The sequence below is a fragment of the Streptosporangium fragile genome, from assembly GCF_039534445.1.
Lineage (GTDB): Bacteria > Actinomycetota > Actinomycetes > Streptosporangiales > Streptosporangiaceae > Streptosporangium > Streptosporangium fragile.
This window is the reverse complement of sequence record NZ_BAAAVI010000028.1, coordinates 18167-38907: the sequence shown is the minus strand read 5'-3', so window position 1 is coordinate 38907 and position 20741 is coordinate 18167. Positions and strand designations below refer to the sequence as shown.

At 70.7% G+C, this 20741-nt stretch carries 24 protein-coding genes and 1 riboswitch; of the genes, 12 read left to right on the top strand and 12 right to left on the bottom strand.

The annotated features are described in order from the left end of the window. The first annotated feature begins 17 nt into the window (after window positions 1-17). A complete protein-coding gene (locus ABD841_RS20010) occupies window positions 18-1271 on the top strand; it encodes a cytochrome P450 (protein ID WP_344973756.1) in 1254 nt (417 codons plus the stop codon). 71 nt (window positions 1272-1342) lie between these two features. Here the strand turns inward: ABD841_RS20010 and ABD841_RS20005 are convergent, their stop codons facing one another. Next, window positions 1343-1528 carry a hypothetical protein gene (locus ABD841_RS20005; protein ID WP_344973754.1) on the bottom strand — a complete coding sequence of 62 codons (186 nt, stop codon included), beginning with the start codon at window positions 1526-1528 and terminating at the stop codon, window positions 1343-1345. Between the two features lie 9 nt (window positions 1529-1537). Then, window positions 1538-2536 carry a PLP-dependent cysteine synthase family protein gene (locus ABD841_RS20000; protein ID WP_344973751.1) on the bottom strand — a complete coding sequence of 333 codons (999 nt, stop codon included), beginning with the start codon at window positions 2534-2536 and terminating at the stop codon, window positions 1538-1540. 52 nt (window positions 2537-2588) lie between these two features. On the opposite strand from ABD841_RS20000, the gene ABD841_RS19995 reads away from it, so the two are divergent. Beyond that, window positions 2589-3260 carry a winged helix-turn-helix transcriptional regulator gene (locus ABD841_RS19995; protein ID WP_344973748.1) on the top strand — a complete coding sequence of 224 codons (672 nt, stop codon included), beginning with the start codon at window positions 2589-2591 and terminating at the stop codon, window positions 3258-3260. 30 nt (window positions 3261-3290) lie between these two features. Here the strand turns inward: ABD841_RS19995 and ABD841_RS19990 are convergent, their stop codons facing one another. Together ABD841_RS19990 and ABD841_RS19985 are read right to left on the bottom strand one after the other, a co-directional pair. Further along, the gene (locus ABD841_RS19990) at window positions 3291-3998 is read right to left on the bottom strand and encodes an HAD family hydrolase (protein ID WP_344973745.1); all 708 of its coding nucleotides are present in this window, start codon (window positions 3996-3998) and stop codon (window positions 3291-3293) included. Between the two features lie 130 nt (window positions 3999-4128). Beyond that, window positions 4129-4650, bottom strand: coding sequence for an ATP-binding protein (locus ABD841_RS19985; protein WP_344973743.1), 522 nt, complete (start codon window positions 4648-4650; stop codon window positions 4129-4131). Window positions 4651-4993: 343 nt separating this feature from the next. Here ABD841_RS19985 and ABD841_RS19980 point away from each other — a divergent pair, with 343 nt between their 5' ends. Then, entirely contained in the window at window positions 4994-5782 is a 789-nt protein-coding gene (locus ABD841_RS19980; protein ID WP_344973740.1) for a helix-turn-helix domain-containing protein, read from the top strand. Next, entirely contained in the window at window positions 5773-5979 is a 207-nt protein-coding gene (locus tag ABD841_RS19975; RefSeq protein ID WP_344973737.1) for a DUF397 domain-containing protein, read from the top strand. The genes ABD841_RS19980 and ABD841_RS19975 overlap by 10 nt, the downstream gene beginning before the upstream one ends. Before the next feature lie 171 nt (window positions 5980-6150). On the opposite strand, the gene ABD841_RS19970 is transcribed toward ABD841_RS19975, so the two are convergent. From ABD841_RS19970 to ABD841_RS19955, 4 genes are all read right to left on the bottom strand, one after another. After that, the gene (locus ABD841_RS19970; RefSeq protein WP_344973735.1) at window positions 6151-6543 is read right to left on the bottom strand and encodes a thiol-disulfide oxidoreductase DCC family protein; all 393 of its coding nucleotides are present in this window, start codon (window positions 6541-6543) and stop codon (window positions 6151-6153) included. Window positions 6544-6587: 44 nt separating this feature from the next. Continuing rightward, window positions 6588-7550 carry a sporulation-delaying protein SdpB family protein gene (locus ABD841_RS19965; protein WP_344973732.1) on the bottom strand — a complete coding sequence of 321 codons (963 nt, stop codon included), beginning with the start codon at window positions 7548-7550 and terminating at the stop codon, window positions 6588-6590. Continuing rightward, on the bottom strand, window positions 7544-8110 hold the full coding sequence (locus ABD841_RS19960; RefSeq protein WP_344973730.1) for an SdpA family antimicrobial peptide system protein: 567 nt from the start codon (window positions 8108-8110) through the stop codon (window positions 7544-7546). The genes ABD841_RS19965 and ABD841_RS19960 overlap by 7 nt, the downstream gene beginning before the upstream one ends. Window positions 8111-8186: 76 nt before the next feature. Further along, entirely contained in the window at window positions 8187-8834 is a 648-nt protein-coding gene (locus ABD841_RS19955; protein WP_344973727.1) for a sporulation delaying protein family toxin, read from the bottom strand. A gap of 326 nt (window positions 8835-9160) precedes the next feature. Between ABD841_RS19955 and ABD841_RS19950 the strand changes: the two genes are divergently transcribed. Together ABD841_RS19950 and ABD841_RS19945 are read left to right on the top strand one after the other, a co-directional pair. Continuing rightward, entirely contained in the window at window positions 9161-9478 is a 318-nt protein-coding gene (locus tag ABD841_RS19950) for a hypothetical protein (protein WP_344973724.1), read from the top strand. 354 nt (window positions 9479-9832) lie between these two features. Further along, the gene (locus tag ABD841_RS19945; protein WP_344973721.1) at window positions 9833-10399 is read left to right on the top strand and encodes a hypothetical protein; all 567 of its coding nucleotides are present in this window, start codon (window positions 9833-9835) and stop codon (window positions 10397-10399) included. 77 nt (window positions 10400-10476) lie between these two features. On the opposite strand, the gene ABD841_RS19940 is transcribed toward ABD841_RS19945, so the two are convergent. Then, window positions 10477-11421 (bottom strand): sugar kinase, encoded by a 945-nt coding sequence (locus ABD841_RS19940; protein ID WP_344973718.1) that lies wholly within the window; start codon window positions 11419-11421, stop codon window positions 10477-10479. A 115-nt stretch (window positions 11422-11536) separates the two neighbouring features. Next, window positions 11537-12322 carry an IclR family transcriptional regulator gene (locus ABD841_RS19935; RefSeq protein ID WP_344973716.1) on the bottom strand — a complete coding sequence of 262 codons (786 nt, stop codon included), beginning with the start codon at window positions 12320-12322 and terminating at the stop codon, window positions 11537-11539. A gap of 173 nt (window positions 12323-12495) precedes the next feature. On the opposite strand from ABD841_RS19935, the gene ABD841_RS19930 reads away from it, so the two are divergent. The 5 genes from ABD841_RS19930 to ABD841_RS19910 all read left to right on the top strand — a co-directional run bounded on the left by ABD841_RS19930 (window position 12496) and on the right by ABD841_RS19910 (window position 18373). After that, window positions 12496-13758, top strand: a complete 1263-nt coding sequence (locus tag ABD841_RS19930; RefSeq protein WP_344973713.1) for an extracellular solute-binding protein — start codon at window positions 12496-12498, stop codon at window positions 13756-13758. Next, entirely contained in the window at window positions 13755-14699 is a 945-nt protein-coding gene (locus tag ABD841_RS19925) for a carbohydrate ABC transporter permease (RefSeq protein ID WP_344973710.1), read from the top strand. Before ABD841_RS19930 ends, ABD841_RS19925 begins: the two co-directional genes overlap by 4 nt. Continuing rightward, window positions 14696-15535 carry a carbohydrate ABC transporter permease gene (locus ABD841_RS19920; protein WP_344973708.1) on the top strand — a complete coding sequence of 280 codons (840 nt, stop codon included), beginning with the start codon at window positions 14696-14698 and terminating at the stop codon, window positions 15533-15535. Before ABD841_RS19925 ends, ABD841_RS19920 begins: the two co-directional genes overlap by 4 nt. Window positions 15536-15792: 257 nt before the next feature. After that, window positions 15793-16644, top strand: a complete 852-nt coding sequence (locus ABD841_RS19915; protein ID WP_344973705.1) for a DUF4253 domain-containing protein — start codon at window positions 15793-15795, stop codon at window positions 16642-16644. Window positions 16645-16990: 346 nt separating this feature from the next. After that, window positions 16991-17124, top strand: a riboswitch (cyclic di-AMP (ydaO/yuaA leader). Between the two features lie 301 nt (window positions 17125-17425). Next, window positions 17426-18373: a hypothetical protein gene (locus ABD841_RS19910; protein ID WP_344973703.1), complete on the top strand. Its 948-nt coding sequence runs from the start codon at window positions 17426-17428 to the stop codon at window positions 18371-18373. A 220-nt stretch (window positions 18374-18593) separates the two neighbouring features. Here ABD841_RS19910 and ABD841_RS19905 read toward each other — a convergent pair whose 3' ends face one another. Beyond that, complete coding sequence (locus tag ABD841_RS19905; RefSeq protein ID WP_344973700.1) at window positions 18594-19205, bottom strand: hypothetical protein; 612 nt, start codon at window positions 19203-19205, stop codon at window positions 18594-18596. A gap of 253 nt (window positions 19206-19458) precedes the next feature. Here ABD841_RS19905 and ABD841_RS19900 point away from each other — a divergent pair, with 253 nt between their 5' ends. After that, window positions 19459-20319 (top strand): alpha/beta fold hydrolase, encoded by an 861-nt coding sequence (locus ABD841_RS19900; protein ID WP_344973697.1) that lies wholly within the window; start codon window positions 19459-19461, stop codon window positions 20317-20319. A 47-nt stretch (window positions 20320-20366) separates the two neighbouring features. Here the strand turns inward: ABD841_RS19900 and ABD841_RS19895 are convergent, their stop codons facing one another. Beyond that, window positions 20367-20738 carry a hypothetical protein gene (locus ABD841_RS19895; RefSeq protein ID WP_344973694.1) on the bottom strand — a complete coding sequence of 124 codons (372 nt, stop codon included), beginning with the start codon at window positions 20736-20738 and terminating at the stop codon, window positions 20367-20369. Between the last annotated feature and the right edge of the window lie 3 nt (window positions 20739-20741).

Here is a 20741-nt window from a genome sequence, read left to right as displayed (position 1 = left end):
TCGAAGGAGCCCGCCCGATGAGCACGAACCCGACCGTCGAGGAGGCCGGCCGCGCGGTGGCCGACCCGGCCGCCTACGCCGACGAGGCACGGTTACACGAGGCCCTGACGCTGTTACGCCGCGAGGATCCGGTGCACTGGGTCGAGGCGCCCGGCTACAACCCCTTCTGGGCGATCACCCGGCACGCCGACGTCATGGAGGTCGAACGGAACAACACGCTGTTCGTCAACGCGCCCCGCCCCCTGCTCTCGACCGCGGAGCTCGACGCGCTACGGGCGGCGCAGCGGGCGCGCGGGCCGGAACTGCGCACCCTCATCCACATGGACGACCCGCAGCACCGGGTGGTGCGGGCGATCGGCGCGGACTGGTTCCGGCCCAGGGCGATGCGCGCTCTGGAGCCACGGGTGCGGGAGCTGGCCAAACGGTACGTCGACCGGATGGTCGAGTACGGTGGCGCGTGCGACTTCGTCACCCAGGTCGCGGTGCACTACCCGCTGTACGTGATCCTGTCGCTGCTCGGGCTGCCCGAGTCCGACTTCCCCCGCATGCTGAAGCTCACCCAGGAGCTGTTCGGCAGCTCCGACGAGGAGATGCGCCGGGGTGAGAGCGCGAGTGAGCAGATGGCCGCGCTCCTGGACTTCTTCGCCTACTTCCGCGCGCTGACCGAGTCGCGCCGGGCCGCCCCGACCGACGACCTGGCCTCGGCCATCGCCAACGCCCGCGTCGACGGCGAGCCGCTCTCGGACGTCGACACCGCCTCCTACTACGTGATCATCGCCACCGCCGGGCACGACACCACCAGCGCCACCATCGCGGGCGGGCTGCACGCCCTGATCGGCCACCCCGGCCAGCTCGACCGGCTGCGGGACGACCCCGGCCTGCTGCCGACCGCGGTGGAGGAGATGATCCGCTGGGTCACCCCGGTCAAGGAGTTCATGCGCACCGCCACCGCCGACACCCGGATCGGCGGCGTGCCCATCGCGGAGGGCGAGGCCGTGCTGCTGTCGTACCCGTCGGCCAACCGCGACGAGGACGTCTTCGACGACCCGTTCCGCTTCGACGTCGGCCGCGACCCCAACCGGCACCTCGCCTTCGGGTTCGGCGTCCACTTCTGCCTCGGCGCCGCGCTGGCCCGGATGGAGACCCGCGCCTTCTTCGCCGAACTCCTGCCCCGGCTGGGCTCGATCGAGCTCGCCGGGGCTCCCGAGCTGACCGCCACGACCTTCGTCGGCGGCCTCAAGCACCTGCCGATCCGCTACACGCTCACCTGAGCGAGCGGCCCCGTCACGCGCTCACCTGAGCGAGCGGCCCCGTCACGCGCTCACCTGAGCGAGCGGCCCCGTCACGCGCTCACCTGAGCGAGCGGCGCACGGCCCTTGTCCGTGGCCGTGGCGATGTAGTGCTGCCCGTCCCGGATCCACTTGGCGCCGGTGTGGGCGTCATACGCGGCCTGCGTGACCTGGGTGACCCCCTTGAGCTGCACGCCGTTGTGGACGTTGACGAATCCGGCTCGGGCATCGGGGCGCACGGCCGGTGATCAGCGCCGGTACACGCCGGTGCTGAGATACTTCAGTCCCGAGTCCACCAGCAGGGTGGCGATCCTGGCGGCCGGGCCGAGACGTTGCCCGACCCGGATCGCGGCGAGGACGTTCGCGCCGGACGACGTCCCGGCGAACAATCCCTCTTCCCGGGCCAGGCGCCGGGCCATCTCCTCGGCGTCCGCGGTGGCGACCGGAACGATCTCGTCCACGAGAGTGGGGTCCCACATCGGCGGCGGGTAGCCGATGCCGATGCCCTCGATGCGGTGGGCACCCGGCCGGCCGCCCGACAGCACCGCGGACTCGGCCGGTTCGACCGCGACGACCCGGAGCCCCGGACGGTGGCGTCTGAGAGCGGCCGTCGCCCCGCGCAGCGAGGCCGCCGTGCCGATCGACTGGACGAACGCGTCGATCCGCCCGCCCGTCTGTTCCCAGATCTCCTCGCCCATCGGGTGGTAGCCCGCGACGCTGTCGGCGTTGTTGAGCTGGTCGGTCCAGTAGGCGCCCGGCTCCCGGCCGAACTCCTCGGCCGCCTCGATCATGCTCAGGATGAGCGCCCTCGTGATCACCCGTCCCTCGCTCGGGATGAGGGTGAGCTCCGCGCCGAACGCCGCCATCTGGAGCAGCTTGTCCTGGCTGAACGCGTCCGAGCTGACGATCCGGAGCCGGTATCCCCGGGCTGCGCAGACCAGGGCGAGGGAGGCGCCGGTGCTGCCGCCCGTGTACTCGACGACGGTGCCGCCGGGTCTCAGCCGCCCGTCGCTCTCGGCCCCGGCGATCATCGCCTGTGCCATGCGGTCCTTCATGCTGCCGGTCGGGTTCCGGCCCTCGACCTTGACGAGGATCTCCGCGCACCCGGATGGCACGACTCTGCGTAGCCTCACCAGCGGCGTGTTTCCCACCGCCGTCAGTACGCCGTCGCTGATGTCCATGATCTGACCGGTCCTCTCGACGCCTTCTTCCGGGCTTCGATCGTCGACCGGTCGTACCGCCGTCACCAGTTCAATTTTTGAACCAGCACGGCCGTGAGGACCCGCGTACCATGCACCGGTGAGCGGATACGGGCAGTTCTGCGCGGTGGCGCGGGCTCTGGACGTCCTGGGCGAGCGGTGGACGCTGCTGATCGTGCGGGAGCTGCTGCTCGGCGCGTCGACCTTCACCGACCTCTGCCGCGGCCTGCCCCGCATCCCGCGGGCGACCCTGTCCGCGCGGCTGCGCACGCTGCGCGCCGCCGGCATCGTCGACGACGGCTACCGGCTCACCGAGGCGGGCACCGCGCTGGTTCCGGTGGTGCGGGAACTGGCCCGCTGGGCGGTCGTCACCGAGAGCGCGGCCCTGACCGAGGACGACCTCGACACCACCGCGCTGACCTGGGACATACGACGCCGTGTCGACATCGAGGCGCTGCCCGAGCGCACGGTCGTGCTCGCGATCGAGTTCACCGACCGGGCGGCGTCCGACGGCACCTACTGGCTGCACCTGTCCCGGGCGGGCGTCAACCTGTGCCGGCAGGACACCGGGGCGCCCGTCGACGTCTGGCTCGCCGCGCCGACCGAGGCGGTGACCAGGTGGTGGCTCGGTGAGCTGACCTGGGGGCACCTGCTGCGGCAGCCGGGAGTGCGGGTGCACGGGGACCGGGCCCTGCGGCACCGGATGCACCGCTGGTTCAAACGCTACGTGTTCACCCCGGAAGCCCTCGGCGTGACGGACCCGGGCCGCTGAGCACGCGCCGGAGTCCACCGGCCGGACCGTTCACCGGCGGGGGACGGCTTCCCGGGTCTCCCGCCGGGCCGGCGAAGTGCGCCGCCGGGCCGGTGAGGTGCGGGCCGGAAGCGCCGCGTGCCCGCCCGCCGCGACGACGCCGACGCCCGCCCCGGCGAGGTCGGAACGGAGCCGGGACGCGTCACCGAACAGCACGGCCTCGATGCCGAGGGCCCGGGCCGCGAGGACGTTCTCCCGCCTGCCGCCGACGAACAGCAGGTCGTCCGGGTGCGCGCCGAGGCGCTCGCACGCCTGCCGGAACACCTGCGGGTCGGGACCGGCCCGGCGCAGGTCGGCGCTGAAGAACCGGTGCCGGAACAGCCGCGCCCAGGGCCGGCCGTCGATCAGCCGGGCCAGTTCCACCGGGGCGTCCGCCAGCAGCGCCAGGGCGACGCCGGAACCGGCCACCTCCCGCAGGACCGCCAGGGTCTCCTCGTCGAGGTGCGTCCAGGCCCGCAGGTCCAGGGTGACCAGGACCTCCAGGAGATCGGGGTCGACGGTCACGCCCACCCGCTCGCCCACGGCGCCCCAGAAACGGGACGCCTCCACCTCGCCGAGGTCGTAGGCCCGCCGTTCCCGCCGGTAGGCCGCCCAGAACTCGTGCGGCGCGACGCCGAGAGTGCGCGGCAGCAGGGCACCCGCCCGCTCGGGCGGCGCCAGGCTGACGACTCCGGCGTAGTCGACGACGACCCACTTCACAGCTGCCCCCGGTTGGTCGGCGATGAGTCCTTTCAGCGCCGGCCAATAGGGATGGTCCCGATCGGTCGACTTTCTAACAACTAGCACGTTTGAATAAACATGTCGAAAGTTCGGAACGATGTTCTGTCGGCTACTCCGTCACCCGGAACCAGACCGACCCGCCCGCCTCGTCATCGTGGTGAGACCCCCACGCGGTCGCGACCAGGTCCACCAGCCACAGTCCTCGCCCGCCCTCGTCGTCGGGCTCCGGCGCGTGCGCGGCCGACCCGTCGTCGGTCACCTCCACGTGGACCGCTCCGGGGAGACGGGCCACGTACACCGTCATCCGCCCGTCCGCTGACCGCCCGGAGTCCGAATGGGTCACCGCATTGGTGACCGGCTCGCTCGGCAGGAGCAGGACGTCGTCGAGCGCCGGGGCGGCGACCCGTCCGGCGAGTCGTTCGCGGGCCCACCACGGCCGCCGGATGAAAGCCCACCCGCGGCAGCGCCGGACGACCGTGATCCGGGCCAGTGTCCCGGCCCTTGACCGGATCTCCAGAATCGGCTGCCCGGTCGCGGAGAGGACCGGCGAGGTGCGCACGCCGGGCCCGTGCAGATCCCAGCCCAGCCGGGTCGGGTGGATGAATCGCTCGTGCCGCTCGCCTGCGGTCACGGCCGTCGCCCGGCTCTCCGGAAGCTTCCGGAGAATATGAGGGGTTCGGGAAAGAGTGCTTTCCCGATCATTGGTTATTCGTCTATTTCCGCTTCCGGGATGAACGCACCGGGTTGCTTTCTTTTTCGTCCTGCCGAAGAGATGGGGCTTGTGCTTAGATTGCCCCCGTGGCAGGTGAGGGCATAACCGGATCGGCACCCCATAAGATGGCCGGTGATGACGACCGCTGGTTTCCCGGCGGTATGGGCCCGGCATCGCCGCTCTGGTGAGAAGCCTGTTTTTCTCTGTTTCAGGAGGAACGCGATGGGTGTCGAGCCCTTTCCCGACCCCGGATCCCCCCCGCGTGCGCTTCGGCGCCGAGATGCGCCGCCTGCGGGAGACCGCGCAACTGTCCCAGGCCGCCGTGGCCGCGCGCCTGGGCTGCACGCAGACGCAGGTGAGCCGCCTGGAGTCCGCCACCCGGACGCCGTCGAAGTCCGACGCCGAGCGGCTGGACCGGCTCTTCGGCTCGGGCGAGAGCGAATACTTCGTCCGGCTCCACCGGCGCATCACCGCCCGCTCCGGCGGGCCGACCTGGTTCCGGGGCTGGGCTGAGGAAATAGAACCCGCCGCCCTTGTCCTCCGCTCCTGGGACCCCCTCCTCATCCCGGGCCTCCTCCGGACGGAGTCTTACGCTCGGCACCTTTTCGGCAATGGTCTCTGGAACGCTTCCGGCGAGGTGGAGAAGCGCGTCGAGGCTTGCATGCGGCGCCGCCGGATCCTTGACAGGGACGATCCCCCGCTACTCCTGGTGCTCATTGACGCTGGCGTGCTGCGCCGCCGAGTCGGCAACCCCGGGGTGATGCGGGAGCAACTTGGCTACCTGCTGGAAATGGCAGAGAAGGCGACTGTCTCCGTTCAGATCGTCGATCCGGATTGCACGGCGGGTCTGGCAGGCGCTTTCATGATCGCTGAGCTTCCGCATGAGCAGCCGGACGTCGTCCATGCGGATTCACCGGTACAGGGACAGATCACGGCCGACGGCGATTTCGTAGCCTCGATATGGAACCGATATGAAGCGATACGAAAGTGGACATATCCTGAAAATATGTCCCTCAAGATGATCGAGGAGGCGAGGCGGGAATGGACCTGAGCACTGCCGTGTGGCGGAAGTCGTCGCTCTCTTCGGACAACGGTGGGCAGTGTGTCGAGGTGGCCACCAACCTGCCCGGCGTGGTCGCGGTCCGAGACAGCAAGGACCCCGACGGTCCCGCGCTCCTCTTCACCCCCGCCGAGTGGCGATCCCTCATCGGTGGCATCAAGGCCGGAGAACTCGACCGGTTGACCTGATCGGGGCCGAAGGCCTGATCGCGTGTGGCCGCGCCGCCGACGCCACCCGGGGCGGCTGCCGGTCGATGACCGTGGCCCTGGGTGGCACGGTCTTCGTACCTCACACGCTTATCAGCCGGACCGGGCGTACGGCCAAGCCCGCCGGCAGGACAGAGGTTCCTCCGCACCGGTTCATCGGGCGTCTCCTCCGGCGTGTGGTGACAGGCTGCAGGACGAGGTGGCGCCGGGTAGGCGGTGCCGCCAGCGGGCCACCGCCCGGTAGATCAGGGCCGCGGCCCAGGAGACCGGCGGGGTCGACAGCAGCGTGCCCAGGAAGCGCCACCGGCGTGCGGGTTGCCATCTGAGCAGGGCGGCGAAGGCCCGCGCGCCTCCCGCGGGCACGCCGTCGGAGTCGATCCACCACGCGGCCTCGCTCGCCTGCCGGGGGGTGAGGCCGACCGATGCCAGGTCCACGGACTGCCAGGCGCGGGTGTGCGGCCACCGGGGCAGCACCCGGCTGATTCGGTCGAGCGAGTGCCGGCAGAATCCGCAGTCGCCGTCGTAGATGAACAAGGGCGTGGGCATCGGACCCGTGTCTCCTTTCGTCGCGGGACGTCACCGGGCGTGTGTCACGGGGACGTGGTCGCCTTCGCCGGGCGGGCGAGGGCCGCGCGCACCGGGTCGAGGGCGCGGCGCAGGGCGGCGTGCAGCCGCAGTGGGATGCGGATGGGCTGGTCGACGGGGCGCAGGTGCAGGATCAGGCAACCGAACATGGCGAACATGAAGCTGCCCAGGCCCATGAGCAGCCCGATCATGAGGTGGAACAGCAGGCCCGAGGCCAGCAGGTAGGGCCGGACCGGGCGGCGGGCGATCATGCCGAGTGCGATTCCGAACTCGATGATCAGCGGTCCCCAGGTCATCGCGGTGACCCCGACCGGGTTGAGCAGGATCGGTTGCAGCACGGGCCGGGCCCAGTCGGGCATGCCGAAGAAGGAGTCGTTGAGCCAGTACCACAGGCCGGTGCCGTCGGCCCATTCGGCGTGGCTCAGCTTGGCCACCGATGCCTGGAAGTACAGGCCGGTGACCTGCAGGCGGATGACGAACAGGGTGGTCCAGGCCACCAGTGACGCGGCCAGGCGGTTGCTCACCTCGGCCGGGGGTCCCCAGTGCCAGCGGCGGCCGTCCAGCAGGGCGACGGGCAGCAGCAGCAGGGTGATGACCGCGCTGATCTGGTCGCCGCCGTCCGGGATGGAGGCGGAGGCCTGGAAGCTCACCGTGATCCACCAGTGGGGCAGCGCGGTGAAACGTGGGCGCCATCCGCTGACCACGGCCAGCAGCACGCCGATGGCCACGAAGCGGGCCACTTCCAACTGATCAGGAGGCACGAGGCAGAACAGGCTGTACTGGCTGATCCCCTGGCAGAAGGGGAAGGTGGGGATGCCCTGGACCGGACGGAACAGGGAACTGGCCTGGCTGAAGAGGAGGGTGCCCAGCGTGCACAGCGCGACGCAGGTGCGGGCCAGGCCGTAGACGTTCGTCCAGGGTGACACCTGGGCCAGGCGGGTGGCGAAGCGGTCGAGTCTGGTCAGCATGTGATCTCCACCCGGGTGACTTTGGCGGGCATCCTGGTCGAGCCGTCGGCGGCCCAGGCCCAGGGCACCGGTTCCTGCAGGGACATGCCAACGGTGCCGCACAGGATGGGGTCCGGTGAGGGGTTGCGCAGGGTGAGCGCGGTGGGGGTGGTGCGCAGGCAGGCCGGGATGTCGCCGCGGTCGCACCGGGTCCAGGTGTTCCGGGCGGCGGTCTGCATGATGCCCAGCTCCACGCCCTGGGCCCGGGAGCGCCGGTTGAAGCCGAGGACGTTGGCGGGCTTCGAGTGCGGTCCGAGCCGGGCGTCGTGCCAGGCACCGGAGGCGTCCACCCGCCATACGCCGATCTGCGGGTCACGCGGGGACTTGGTGAAGAACGCCCACCCCTGAGGCACCACCGAGAGGATGGACTGCCTCAGCTGCTCCTGGCCGGGAAGGCGCAACGCGTTGCTCGGCAGGGCGGTGTGCACCACGTAGAAGACCACCACGGCCCAGAACGCGGTCATGGCGACGAGCACTCGCCCGAGTCGCCCGGCCGGGCCCGCCGTTTCGTTGTCAGACACGTCTACTCCGTCGTTCGTCACGGGGCCCGCCCGGCCCGCGCACGTGTGTGCACCGGGCCGGGCGGGTGTGGGGAAATCAGCTCGCCAGACGCTCGGCGATCAGGCTGACCAGGCGTTCCCGGTCAAGCCGGGCCGTGTCTCCGGCCATCTGGGGCAGGGACCAGACTTTGTCCTGCCAGAAGTGGGTGTTCTGGTAAGCGTTCTCGGTCATTACGACGTTGTAGGCCCGGTAGGCGTTGACGTACTCGTAGGCGTTGGCGACCTCCACCGCGACGACGGCGAGGGCAAGCACCCTGACGAGTCCCATGCCCTCCGGCTGCGTTCCCGGGCCGTAGTCCTTCTCCAGCAGCTTGGCGAAGCGCTCGTTCGCGCTGGTCATGGCCGCGAGGACGCGGACGCGGTCCCCGCTGGTCATGTCGGTGCCGAAGGTGTCGAAGAAGGCGGGGTCGTCGGCCCGGATCGCCGCGATGTACTTCTCGGCCGCCTGTTCCTGCTGCTTCAGGAGGTCGACGGGCGGCTTGGGGAACTCGGGGAACTTCTCGGCGACCGGGCCGATGCCGAGGAACAGGCCCCGGAAGACGGTCTCGCCGTCGTAGGACTGCTGGGCCAGGACGTTGTGCGGCGCGGTCGCCGGGGCGTTGCCGACGGCCTGGGCCGGGGTCGCCTGTGTGGTGAGGACGGCCGCCGCCGTGATCGCCACGGCCAGTAGCTTGGGTACCCGCATGGGTTTCCTTTCCGCGATCGGACATGCTCCTGCGGCCCCTTCGTGGTCGCAGGCACTGCGCGGGTATCGTTCCAACCGTCATTAGGAGGTCGTCAGAATCCGCATTGGCGGCGGTTAGGTCCGGCTTTGTAGATCGCTGAGGGCCGAACCCGGGCCGGTGCCCTCCGGCCGCCCCGCGGGCGGTCCGGACGCGCCGATCCGGGAGAAGGGCAGCGGGGCGTGGCAGTGATCCCCGCCCTCTCGCCGGGGCGGTGTCCGCGCGTGGGTGCCCGCGGGGCGCGTAGGATCCGACAGCCGGGCCGCCGGGGCGAATGCGAGGGTGTGACGTGAGTTTCGATCTCGGAGTGTGGCTCGGGCCCGAACCGGTCACCGCGAGCGAAGCCTTTCTCAGGTATGCCGCCTGGAGCGATGGCCGCACCGAGCCCGGCGAGCCGCGTCCGGAGGTGGTGGCCTTCTACGAGGAGCTGACCTCGGTCTTCCCGGATCTGACCGCCGAGAACTACGGGGTCTCGCCGTGGTCCGTGCCGCTGACCGTGGGGGAGGACTTCGTGTTGATGAACGCCGTCTTCCCCCGGGCCGACGAGGTGTGCCGCGCGGTGCTGGAGCTGGCGCAGCGGCATCGCCTGGTGCTCTTCGAACCGTAAGCCGGCGCGGGGCCCGGCCGCGGACGGTCGCCGGGCTCGGGGAGCGGATCACGGGAACCACGGCCCACCGGTCCGGCACCGGGTTCGCGGCGGTTTCCAGGCGCCGGTGGCTTCCCGTCCATCCCATCCCGGCGCGTCATCGCAGATAGGAACGCGTTTTTCATCCCATCGTCCCGGAAACGCGCCGGCCCATTGCCCGGGGGTGCGGGGGCCGTGATCCTTGCTGAAGCCGAGGAAAGGCCGCGGAGAGGACGTGCGGGTCCGGCTCCTTCCGGATGAACACCGGACCGCCCGCCGTGCCGTGGCCGCCCCTGTTCCATCGTCCAAACGCAGGCGCAGACAGAAGGACAGCCCATGAACTTACGGAATTCCCGCGTAATCCGTCACCTGGCGATCGCATTCGCCATGGCCGCGTCGGTGTTCGGCCTTCAGGCTCCGGCCACGGCGAACGCCGACGTCAAGCCCGACATTCCGCCGCTGGTCGCGCCCGCCGACGTCACGTCGGTCCCGGCTCCCCACTCGGCCCCGGACGCGGCCGGCGTCGCCGCCGCCGAATGCTGCGGGCTGGTCATCCGATACGACAGCATCCAGAACCTGGTCGTCGCCAAGGACATCCGTAACTACAACGCCGGATACGGCAGCAACTGCGATATCTGGAATTGGAACGGCGGCAACACGGTCAGCTGGGTGACGGCTGATTCCAACTGCCGTACCGCAAGCATGAACGGTCACACCTACAGCTACGCCATCGGCGGCTACAGCGACACCGACGCGTTCACCCTCCAGTACGAGGACTACTGGCTGAACATGCACGGGACATGGCACAGGATAGGCGCCAACGTCTACACCAAGATAAGCAGCATCGAGACGGCCAAGTGCTACCGCGAATCCGACGGTGTGAACTGCTACGTCGTTTACTAGGACCGGTGGGACCCGCCGCCGGCGGGGCACGGCGGTGCGCTCCCGGATCTCCCGGGAGCGCACCGGGAGGCCGGCGGTCAGCGGCTGACCGCGTCGGCCGGGTGGAGGAGTTCCAGGTCGGAGCGGCGGGGCAGGCTTTCCCAGTCGCCGTCGGCGGTGACCGCGAAGGCCCCCGCGGCGCAGGCCGTGGCCAGGCGCCGCTCGGGGTCGGCGCCCGCGAGGGTCTCGGCGAGCCAGCCGGCGGCGAAGGCGTCGCCGGCGCCCACCGGGTCGAGCTCGGTGACCGGGTACGGCTCCGCGCGCCGTACGGCGCCGTCGGACAGTTCGACGGCGCCGAGGGCGCCTTGCTTGATGAGGACGTGGCGCGGTCCCAGCTCCGACAGGGCGCGGGCCAGCGTGGCCGGGTCGTCGCCGTCGACGACCAGCCGGGCCTCCGCTTCGGTCGCGAACAGCACGTCCACCGCGGCGACGGTCTCGCGCAGGGCGGCGGACGCCGCCGCGGGCGTCCACAGGGCGCGGCGGTAGTTGACGTCCATCGACACGGTCGCGCCCGCGGCGCGGGCCTCGGCGACGGCGGCGCGCACCGCCTCCGCGGCGGACGCCGACAGCGCCAGGGTGATCCCCGTGATGTGCAGCACGCGCGCCGAGCGGATCAGCGAGACGTCCAGGTCGGCGGGGCAGAGGCGGGATCCGGCGCTCGCGGCGCGGTAGTAGCGCACGTCGACGACCTCGGCCGTGCGCCTGCTCTTGATCATCAGTCCGGTGGGCGCCTCCGGGTCGACCCGCATCCCCCGCACGTCGACGCCCTCGCCGGACAGCGTCGAGCGCAGCAGCTCCCCGAACTCGTCGGCACCCACCCTGCCGATCCAGGCGGAGCTCCCGCCGAGGCGGGCGACGCCGATCGCCACGTTCGACTCCGCGCCGCCCACGCTGAGACCGAAGTCACGGGCGTGCCTGAGCAGACCGGTGCGCCGCGCGGTGAACAGCGCCATGCTCTCGCCCAGCGTTACCAGATCAATCATTGAAAACGGGTCCTTATCAGACTCAAGCCATCGGTCGTCGGGATCGGACTCAAGCGATCGGTCAGCCGAACCGGGTGCGCGTCATCGGCCGCCGGGATCGGGCTCGCGCGGTCGGTCATCGGGTCGAGCCGAGCTTCCTGGAGATGCGCAGCGCCGTCTCCGCCACCAGCGGTCCCAGGTCGCGCACCCGCGCGGCGGTGATCCGCGAGGTGAGACCCGAGACGGAGATCGCCGAGAACGCGGCGTCGTTGTGGTTGAAGATCGGTGCGGCGACGCAGCGTACCTCGGGCTCGTTCTCCCGGTCGTCGACCGCGTACCCGCGCTGCCGGATGCGGCTCAGCTCGGCACGCAGGCGGGCGGCGTCGGTGATGGTGTGCCGGGTGATGGGCGGCATCCCCGCGGCCACGGCTTTCTCGACGTCCTCGTCCGGCTGCCAGGCGAGGATGGCTTTGCCCACCGCCGTGCAGTAGAGGGGCGCGCGGCTGCCGATCCGCGAGGCCATGCGGACGTTGGTCTCGTTCTCGACCTTGTCGATGTAGACCACGTCCGGCGGATCGTAGACGACGAGGTGGACGGTCTCCCGCACCTCCGACATCAGCCGGTGCGACTCCTCGGCGGACACCGTCCGCAGGTCGAGTGTGGCCAGGTAGGCCTGGCCCAGGTGCAGGGCGCCGTTGCCGAGGCGGTAGGCGCCGGTCCTGCGGTCGCGTTCCAGGAGCCTGGACTCGACGAGGGGAGCGGTCAGCCGGAGCACCGTGCTCTTCGACAGGCCGAGCGCCTCGGCCAGCCGGGTGAGCGAGAGCCCGTGGCCCGCGCCCGCGTGGTCGCGTACGTACTCCAGCACCGCGAGGGCGCGCCGGAGCGAGGCCGACTGGTTGCGTTCCGGGGCAGGTTCGTTCATCGCGGCGTTCCACGGTGATCCGGTTGGTCGAACACACAGGTCAAGTTAGGGGAGTGTGAGAGCTTTAGGGGAGTTTGCGGAATAACGTTGTGCATTGCACAACAAAATCGCCTTCCTCTTCCCGCCGCGAGCGGACCCTTCCTAGGGTCTGCCGCCAACAGGAGGAGAAAGCTGTGAAGATCCTGAACTGGGCCGCGGCGGGAGTGGCCCTGCTGGCCCTCGCCGCGTGCGCCCCGTCCACCGCTCCGGCCGCGAGCGGCGGCGACGAGAAGTCCGGGACCCTGCGGGTCTGGCTCTTCGACGAGCCGAACCGCGCCCCCAAGGAGAAGGTCGTGGGGGAGGCGATCAAGGAGTTCACCGCTGCCAACGCGGGTGTGCAGGTCGAGGTCACCTACATCCCGACGACGCCCGCCCGGCACGAGAAGTTCAAGGGCGCGTTCAACGACCCGGCGAGCGCTCCCGACGTCGCGGAGTACGGCAACACCGACCTCGCCGAGTACGCCGCCGCCGGCGGCTTCGCCGACCTCGGCGCCGACCTCGCGAGCTGGCCCGAGGGCAAGGACGTCAGCGCCGACCTGCTCACGTCCGCGACCGTCGACGGCAAGGTCTACGGCCTCCCGTGGTACATCGGCATCCGCGCGCTCTACTACCGCACCGACGTCTTCGAAGAACTCGGCCTCAAGCCTCCCACGACGATCGAGAGCCTGACCGAGGCCGCCCGGGAGATCCGCAAGAAGAAGCCCGACCTGTACGGCATCGCCGGCGGCGGCGAGTACACCTTCGGCGCGCTGCCCTTCGTCTGGGACGCCGGCGGCGACATCGAGAGCCTCGACAGCGCCGAGTCCCGCAAGGGCGTCAAGGCCTACACCGACCTGCTCAGCGACGACGTCTGCCCGCCGCAGGCGTGCGCGAGCCTCACCGGTGGCAAGACCGTCGAGCTGTTCGCCAGCGGCAAGGCCGCCATGGGCATCCTGGGCAACTTCAGCAGGTCCGCGGTGGACGCGGGCGCCGCGGCCGGCAAGTACGCGGTGGTGCCGCTGCCGGGCGCCAAGGAGGGCTCGATCGCCCCCGCCTTCTCCGGCGGCAACAACCTCGGCGTCATGAAGAACAGCAAGCACCGCTCGCTGGCGGTGAAGTTCCTCCAACTCCTGGGCGGCAAGGCCTACCAGGTCAAGATGTACGAGGCGATGGGCAACCTGCCCACCCTGACCTCCGCCCGGGACGAGCTCGCGGCCAAGGACTCCTTCCTCAAGCCGTTCCTCGACACCGTCGCGGCGGGCACCAAGTTCGTGCCGATCGACCCGGCCTGGGTGAAGATCGACAACCAGAAGGTCATCCCGACCATGCTGCAGAAGATCGCCACGAAGCAGGCCACCGTGGACGAGGCCACCACCGAGGCCGCCGCGGCGGTGAAGGCCGCCTTCGGCCGGTCATGACCACCGCCACCACCACGACGGCGGCGGGCCCGGAGACCACCCGGGCCCGCCCGGCGGCGCCGCGTGCCCGCGGCAGGCTGCGGCCGTGGCTCTACCTGCTGCCCGCCGCGGCCGTGCTGCTGCCGCTCTTCGGCTACCCGATCTACATGCTCGGCCTGCTCTCGGTCTTCGACTACCGGCAGGCCCAGGTCAGCGGGGGAGAGCCGACGAGGTTCATCGGCTTCGAGAACTACGCCACGCTCCTGGGCGACCAGCGTTTCTGGTCGGTGCTGGCGCAGACCGTGGTGTTCGCGGCGGCCCTGGTCGTCGCGACCCTGGCCGTCGGCGCGGCGCTCGCCGTGGTGCTGACCAAGGCGGGGCGGGTGCCGCGGCTGCTGCTCTCGCTGGCGGCCATGGCGGCCTGGGCCGCGCCCGCGATGACCGGCTCGACGGTCTGGATGTTCCTTTTCGACGCCGACCTGGGCCTGGTCAACCAGGTTCTCGGCATCGAGGGCTACAACTGGTTCTACGACAAGTGGGTCACCTTCGGGATCGTCGGCGCCACGGTCGTCTGGCACTCCTTCCCCTTCGTCATGGTGACGCTCTACGCGGGCATCCAGGCCATCCCCGGCTCCGTGCTGGAGGCGGCCGCGCTCGACGGCGCCTCGGCGTGGAGCTCGTTCTGGCGGATCATCGTGCCGATGCTGCGACCACTGATCACCATCGTGGTCATCCAGTCGATCATCTGGGACTTCAAGATCTTCACCCAGATCTATGTGATGACCAACGGCGGCGGCATCGCGGGCCAGAACTCCGTGCTTAACGTCTACGCGTACCAGACGGCCTTCGGCTCCTCGGAGTACGGGCTCGGCTCGGCGATCGGCGTCATCATGACGCTGATCCTGCTCGCGGTCACCCTGCTGTACATCCGTGCCCTCTACCGCAGCGGAGAGAAGCTGTGAGCAGATCCCGCCTGATCGCCAACACCGTGGCACTGGTCACGGCCTTCGTCACGTTCTTCCCGATCTACTGGATGGTGCTGTCCGCGCTCAAGCCCGCGGGCGAGATCCAGTCGCTCCAGGTGCGCCCGTGGACGCTGGCGCCGACCTTCGAGCACTTCCAGCGGGTGCTGGGCGGGGAGAACTTCGGCCGCTACTTTCTCAACAGCCTCGGCGTCGCCCTCAGCGTCGTCGTGCTCTCGGCGGTGGTCGCCTTCCTCGCCGCGGTGGCGGTGACCCGGTTCCGCTTCCGGTTCCGCACGACGGTGCTGATCATGTTCCTGGTGGCGCAGATGGTGCCGGTGGAGGCGCTCACCATCCCGCTGTTCTTCCTCGTCCGCGACATCGGCGCGGTGGTGCCCGGCGTGGGCCTCAACACCCTGGGCTCGCTCGTCCTGGTCCACCTGGCGTTCTCGCTGCCGTTCGCCGTCTGGATGATGCGCGGGTTCGTGGCGGCGGTGCCGGAGGCGCTGGAGGAAGCCGCGATGATCGACGGTGCGAGCCGGCAGGTCATCCTGTGGCGGATCCTGTTCCCCCTGGTCGCGCCCGGCCTGATCGCGACGAGCGTCTTCTCCTTCATCACCGCCTGGAACGACTTCATCTTCGCCAGGACCTTCATCATCTCGGCCAAGGACAACCAGACCCTGCCCGCGGCCCTGCTGGTCTTCTTCAAGCCCGACGAGAACGACTGGGGCGGCATCATGGCGGCCTCGACGCTGATGACCATCCCCGTACTGATCTTCTTCGTGGCCGTCCAGCGCAAGCTGGTGGCCGGGCTGGGCGGGGCGGTCAAGGACTGAGAACGAAGAGCGGCCGGAGCCGTCGCCGGGGAGGCGAGGCGGGGGTGCCCGGGAGGCGGCCGGAGGCCGTCGCCGGGGAGGCGAGGCGGGTGCCCCCGGGGGATGCCGGAGGCCGTCACCGGGAGGGCCGAAGCCAGGCGCCCGGGAGGCGGTTGAAGACGGGCGCCCAGGGGTTTCGTTCGTTTCTGTACCGATAAGTTTTGCCTGTACCAGGGCGGAACTGTCCCTCGGGACGCTTGACGGGACAAAATTGGTCCGTGGTCAGGATCGGATCGGTAGAGATGGACGATTGCGAGCGGGGGCACCTTCCGCCATTTCTGAGCCAGCTGTTCGCCGACGGGGGCGAGGGCCGACGGCTCTCCGTGGAGCTGCCGCCCGGTGACGTGGTCTGGCCCGATCCTGGTTACTCGCAGCTGTCGATCCGTGCCCGACCCGCCTTCTGGCTCAGCGACGTGGCGGTGTCCGGAGAGTACTGGGCCCTGCTGCGCGCCCAGCACGAGCACTCGGGCCTCTGGCCGGTGCTGCTGGAGGACTCCGTCCAGCCCTGGGCGGCCGGCCAGATCGCCCCGGACGCCGCCGCCGAGATCGACAACTACCACGCGGCGGCGTTCATGGCCGAGGTGTGGACCGACTGGGTCGCCAAGGCCCACGCCGACCAGGTCGACATCCTCGACCCCTTCGGCCCCCGCTGTCCGGGCCCGGCGCCGCCGGGCAAGCTTGTCGCCGACCCCGGCGTGGTCGCCGACTGGTACGCCCGGCTGGTGGCCGAGCGCCGGACCCCGCTGGGCCTGGTCGCCGTCGAGCGGAGCGCCGACGCGCTCGCCGTCATGGGCTGGCAGGGCGCCCTGAACCACAACGAGTGGATGGTTCCGCTGGCCGCCGTGGTGCGCAGCTGGGAGGAGAGGTTCGGGGCCCGGGTGGTCGGCATGGGGTTCAACACCCTCGACCTGAGCGTCGCCGCGCCGCCGACGACCTCGGAGCACGCCCTGCACGTCGCGGCCGAGCACTGGACGTTCTGCCCCGACAGCATCATCCAGGGCGCCGGCACCCTCATCGACTACGCCGAGCAGATCAAGGGCAGGAACGCCTGGTCGTTCTGGTGGGACTGATCACTGAGGCCGATCACCCGGCCGGGCCTTCCGCGGCGGGGTGTGCCGGGCCTCCCGCGGTAGAGGCGTATCGGGTCTCCCGTGGCGGGGTGTGCCGGGTCTCCCGCGGCGGGGCGTGCCGGGCCTCCCGCGGTACGGGTGTACCGGGGCTGCTCGCGGTGCCGAGGCGGCCGGCAGGGGCGACGCCGGCCACCCCCGGGGTGGGTGTTTCTTGGGGGTTGTAGGTAGATCTTCTGGGCTTTTCATGGGATTTGTTTTGCTTTGTCCCATTGTGCTGGGTAGTGTCCTGGTTGTTATCGGTTGGTGACCTGCCCTTCAACAGAAGGAGCGGCCGGCCGACGTCGAGTCCCGAGGGCCGCCAAGCCCGCGGGAGCCGGGGACCCACCTTCCCGGGGTGAATCCGCCGCGAGCGCGCGGCGGTAGGGCAACTCCACCGCCCGAACCCGTCAGCTAACCCGGTAGACGAGATGGAGAGGAGATCCCCCCATGGATCACCGCGTCACCATGTCGGCGCGTTCCGTGGCCGTGCCGGTCCCGTAGGCCGCACGCGCCGGTCCCCGGACCCGCATGTCCCGGTTCCCCGGATCTTGACGTGCAGGCTCCCGGACCTTCGCCCTCAGCTCGCCAGAACTTCACCCGAACCCTTCCGTCGCGCCTGATCGCGGTGCCTTCCCGCCCGTGCTTCGCGTAGCGCCTGGTTGATCCCGCTGCGCCTTTTCTCGTCGAGCGCGTCCTCGCCCGTGCCTCCGCCGTGTGCCGCACGTGGCCGCCCCGTTCCCTCGTGAAAGAGCTCGTTTTCCCCATGCGCTTCTTCTTCGCCCTGCACAAGAACCGTCTCGCCGCCGCGCTCCTCGTCGGCGCGAGCGTGCTGACCGCCACCGGTGTCGCCTCCGCGCTGCCCGCCTCCGCCACCCCCGCGGCCCGTACCGCCCCGGGAGCCGACAAGCCCGACGCCGCCTCCCAGACCGTCCTGCTCACCGGGTCGACCACGGCTTCCTACTTCTGGGACGACTCCTCCGGCCGCGCCGGTGACACCGGCCTGCCCGCGAGCGGCAAGCCGATGCAGAAGGGCATGGCCGCGAGCCCGAGCTGGCCCCTGTTCACCGAGGGCTACGTCATCTACAAGGGCAAGAAGGCCAAGTTCTTCGTCGGCGACCGCGGTCCCGGCGAGCCCTCCAGCCGGGGCGTCATGCTGGACCTCGACGCCAAGACCTTCGCGGATCTGACCGGCGGCACGTTCAACCCCAACACGCTCATGGTCAACGGCAACGGCGGCATGGGTCACATCAAGGTCCAGTACGTGATCACCAAGTGGGGCGACGGCGTGGGCAAGAAGAACCACCCGGTGGCCTTCTCCACCGGCGCCTGGGGCCGCAAGGACCGCAACCCGGCCGTCCCGCCGAAGCCCCTCGTCGCCAAGCCGGCCGAGCCGAAGAAGGCCGCGGAGCCGAAGAAGACCGAGGTCGTCGCGGAGCCGAAGAAGGCCGAGGAGGCCACGAAGGCCGAGGCCGTCGCCGGGCCGGCGGCGGGCTCGTCCAAGAACGTCGTGCTCACGGCGGACGTCAAGCGCGAGAAGGAAGCGCGTGACCTGGACGGCGCCGCCAACGCCGCCGCGAGCTCCTCCTCGGGCTCGAAGGGCACCGCCGCGGCGGTCCTGCTCATCGCCGTGGGCGGAGGCGCCCTCCTGCTCACCGGCCGTCGCCGCCGCCCCGGCCGCCGCCGCGCCTGACCGTCCCGCGGCGTCCCCGCGCGACTCCTCCGGGACGTTTCCCCCTGGCGTCCCCGCGCGGTCCCTCCGGGCGTTCCCCGCGACGTCCTCGGGGGACACCCTCGCACGACCCGGCCCCGGCGCTCCCGCGCCGGGGCCTTCGGCTGCCGGAACGTCGTCCGCCGGTGCTCGCCCCCGCCGCGCGGCGGATGGGGGCGCCGCCTCCGGCGCCGGGCGGTCGTCAGCGTTCGACGGCGGCGCGGAACCCCGGAAGCATCTCCTTGAACTCGGCGGCGCTGAAGTTCGGGCCGAGTATCACCCCGACCGTGCCGTCGTCGGCCCAGGCGCACATGCCGGTCTCGGAGCCGACGAGCTCCAGGCCGACGCAGCGGGCGTGGCCGCCGAACGGCCCCGCCGGGAGGTCGAAGGCGTGGTCGGGGGTGTCGCCCGCCAGGAACGTCTGGAGGGCGTGTTCAACGGTCGGCGCCTCCTGATCCCGGCTGATCCGCACGTCGTAGCCGGTGAAGATGAACCCCCTGGTCAAGGAGTGGCCCTTGGCCCGTTTGACCTCCTCGTACCGCACCTGCACCGCGTCCTCGACGGTGGCGCCCCGGACGTGGGGATGCCGGTCCAGTAGTTCCTCGCGGGTGAGGAACGGCCACATGCCGGTGAGTTTCACGGGCCCGGCCTTCTCGGGCGGCGGGAGCACCAGGCTGCGGCTGCCCTCCCGGGCGGGCGACGGGTCCGTGGTGCCCGACGCGCCGGTCCCGCATGCCGGCAGCGCGCCGATGAGCAGCGCCGCCACCACGGAGCCCCAGCGGCGCCCCGGCGACCCGCCGCGGGATCGCGACACCCGGCGGGAAGCCCCCGGTGCTGAGCCCGCGCTTCGCCTCCCGGGTGCGCGCGGAACGGAGAACGTGACCATGGGACCTTTCTTTGTGCCCGGGGTGTGCGGCAGGGGCATGACCCGAAGGGTAGCCGTGCCCCTGCCGTGTGCCGTCCCCCGCGCGGTTGACCGGCGCTCCTCCGGCCAGGTGACCCCACCCTTGCCCCGCCTCTGTACAGAATGAGATTCTGTTCCGCAGGACCGGCACGGTAGGAGGACCATGACTCTGCGAGCCTCGGCGAACGGCATCGAGATCGCCTACGACACCTTCGGCTCACCCGGAGGGCGTCCGCTTCTGCTGATCATGGGGCTGGGCTCCCAGATGATCCACTGGGACGAGGAGTTCTGCGGCCTCCTCGCCGATCGGGGGCACCACGTGGTGCGTTTCGACAACCGCGACATCGGCGAGAGCACGCATCTGCACGAGGCCGGGGTGCCCGCCCCGGGAGGCGACGGGCAGGTGCCGTACCTGCTCGACGACATGGCCGACGACAGCGCCGGGCTGCTCGACGCGCTCGGCTGGGACGCGGCCCATGTGGTCGGCGTCTCGATGGGCGGCATGATCGCCCAGTCGCTGGCGATCCGCCATCCGGGCCGTGTGCGCAGCCTCACCTCGATCATGTCCACCCCGAGCCCGCAGGCCGCCCCGCCGACCGACGCCGCGATGGCGGCGCTGATGTCGCCTCCCTCGCCCGACCGTGAGACCGCGATCCGGCGGACCCTGGCGACCTGGGAGGTCATCGGCTCGCCCGGCTACCCGCTCGACCGCGAGCGGCTCGTCAGGATCGCCGGGCTGAGCTACGACCGTTCCTACGACCCGGCGGGAACCGCCAGGCAGCTGGCCGCCATCATCTCCTCCGGAGACCGTGCCCCCGCGCTCAAGGGGCTCAGGGTGCCCGCCCTCGTGATGCACGGCGAGGACGACCAGCTCGTCCCGCTCTCCGGGGGGATCGCCACCGCGGAGGCGATCCCCGGGGCCAGGTTGGTCACCTTCCCCGGCATGGGGCACGATCTGCCCCGCGCCCTCTGGCCGCGGTTCGTCGACGAGATCGACGCGCTCACCGCCTCCGCCGGGCGGTGAGCCCCGGTACGGCTTGCGCCTCCCGGGGCGCAAGCCGTACCGGAGGATCAGATTTCGAGCCGCTCCTCGATGGTGCGCAGGGTGTGGCGCGCCAGTGCGAGGTTGGCCCGGTTCCGGTCGAGCGCGAGGTAGAGGAAGAGACCCTTGCCGCCCCGGCCGGAGATGGGGCGGATGATGTGGTACTGCGTGCCGAGCGTGATGAGGATGTCCTCGATGCCGTCCTTGAGGCCCAGCGACTCCATGGTCCGCATCTTGGCCTTGACGACCTCGGTGTTACCGGCGGCGGCCACCTGGAGATCGAGGTCCTTGGAACCGCCGAGCGCGCCCAGCGCCATCCCGCTGTTGTAGTCGACGACCACCGCGCCGATGGCGCCGTCGATCGCCAGCATCTCCTTGAGAGAGATGTCCATGTTGCCCATTTC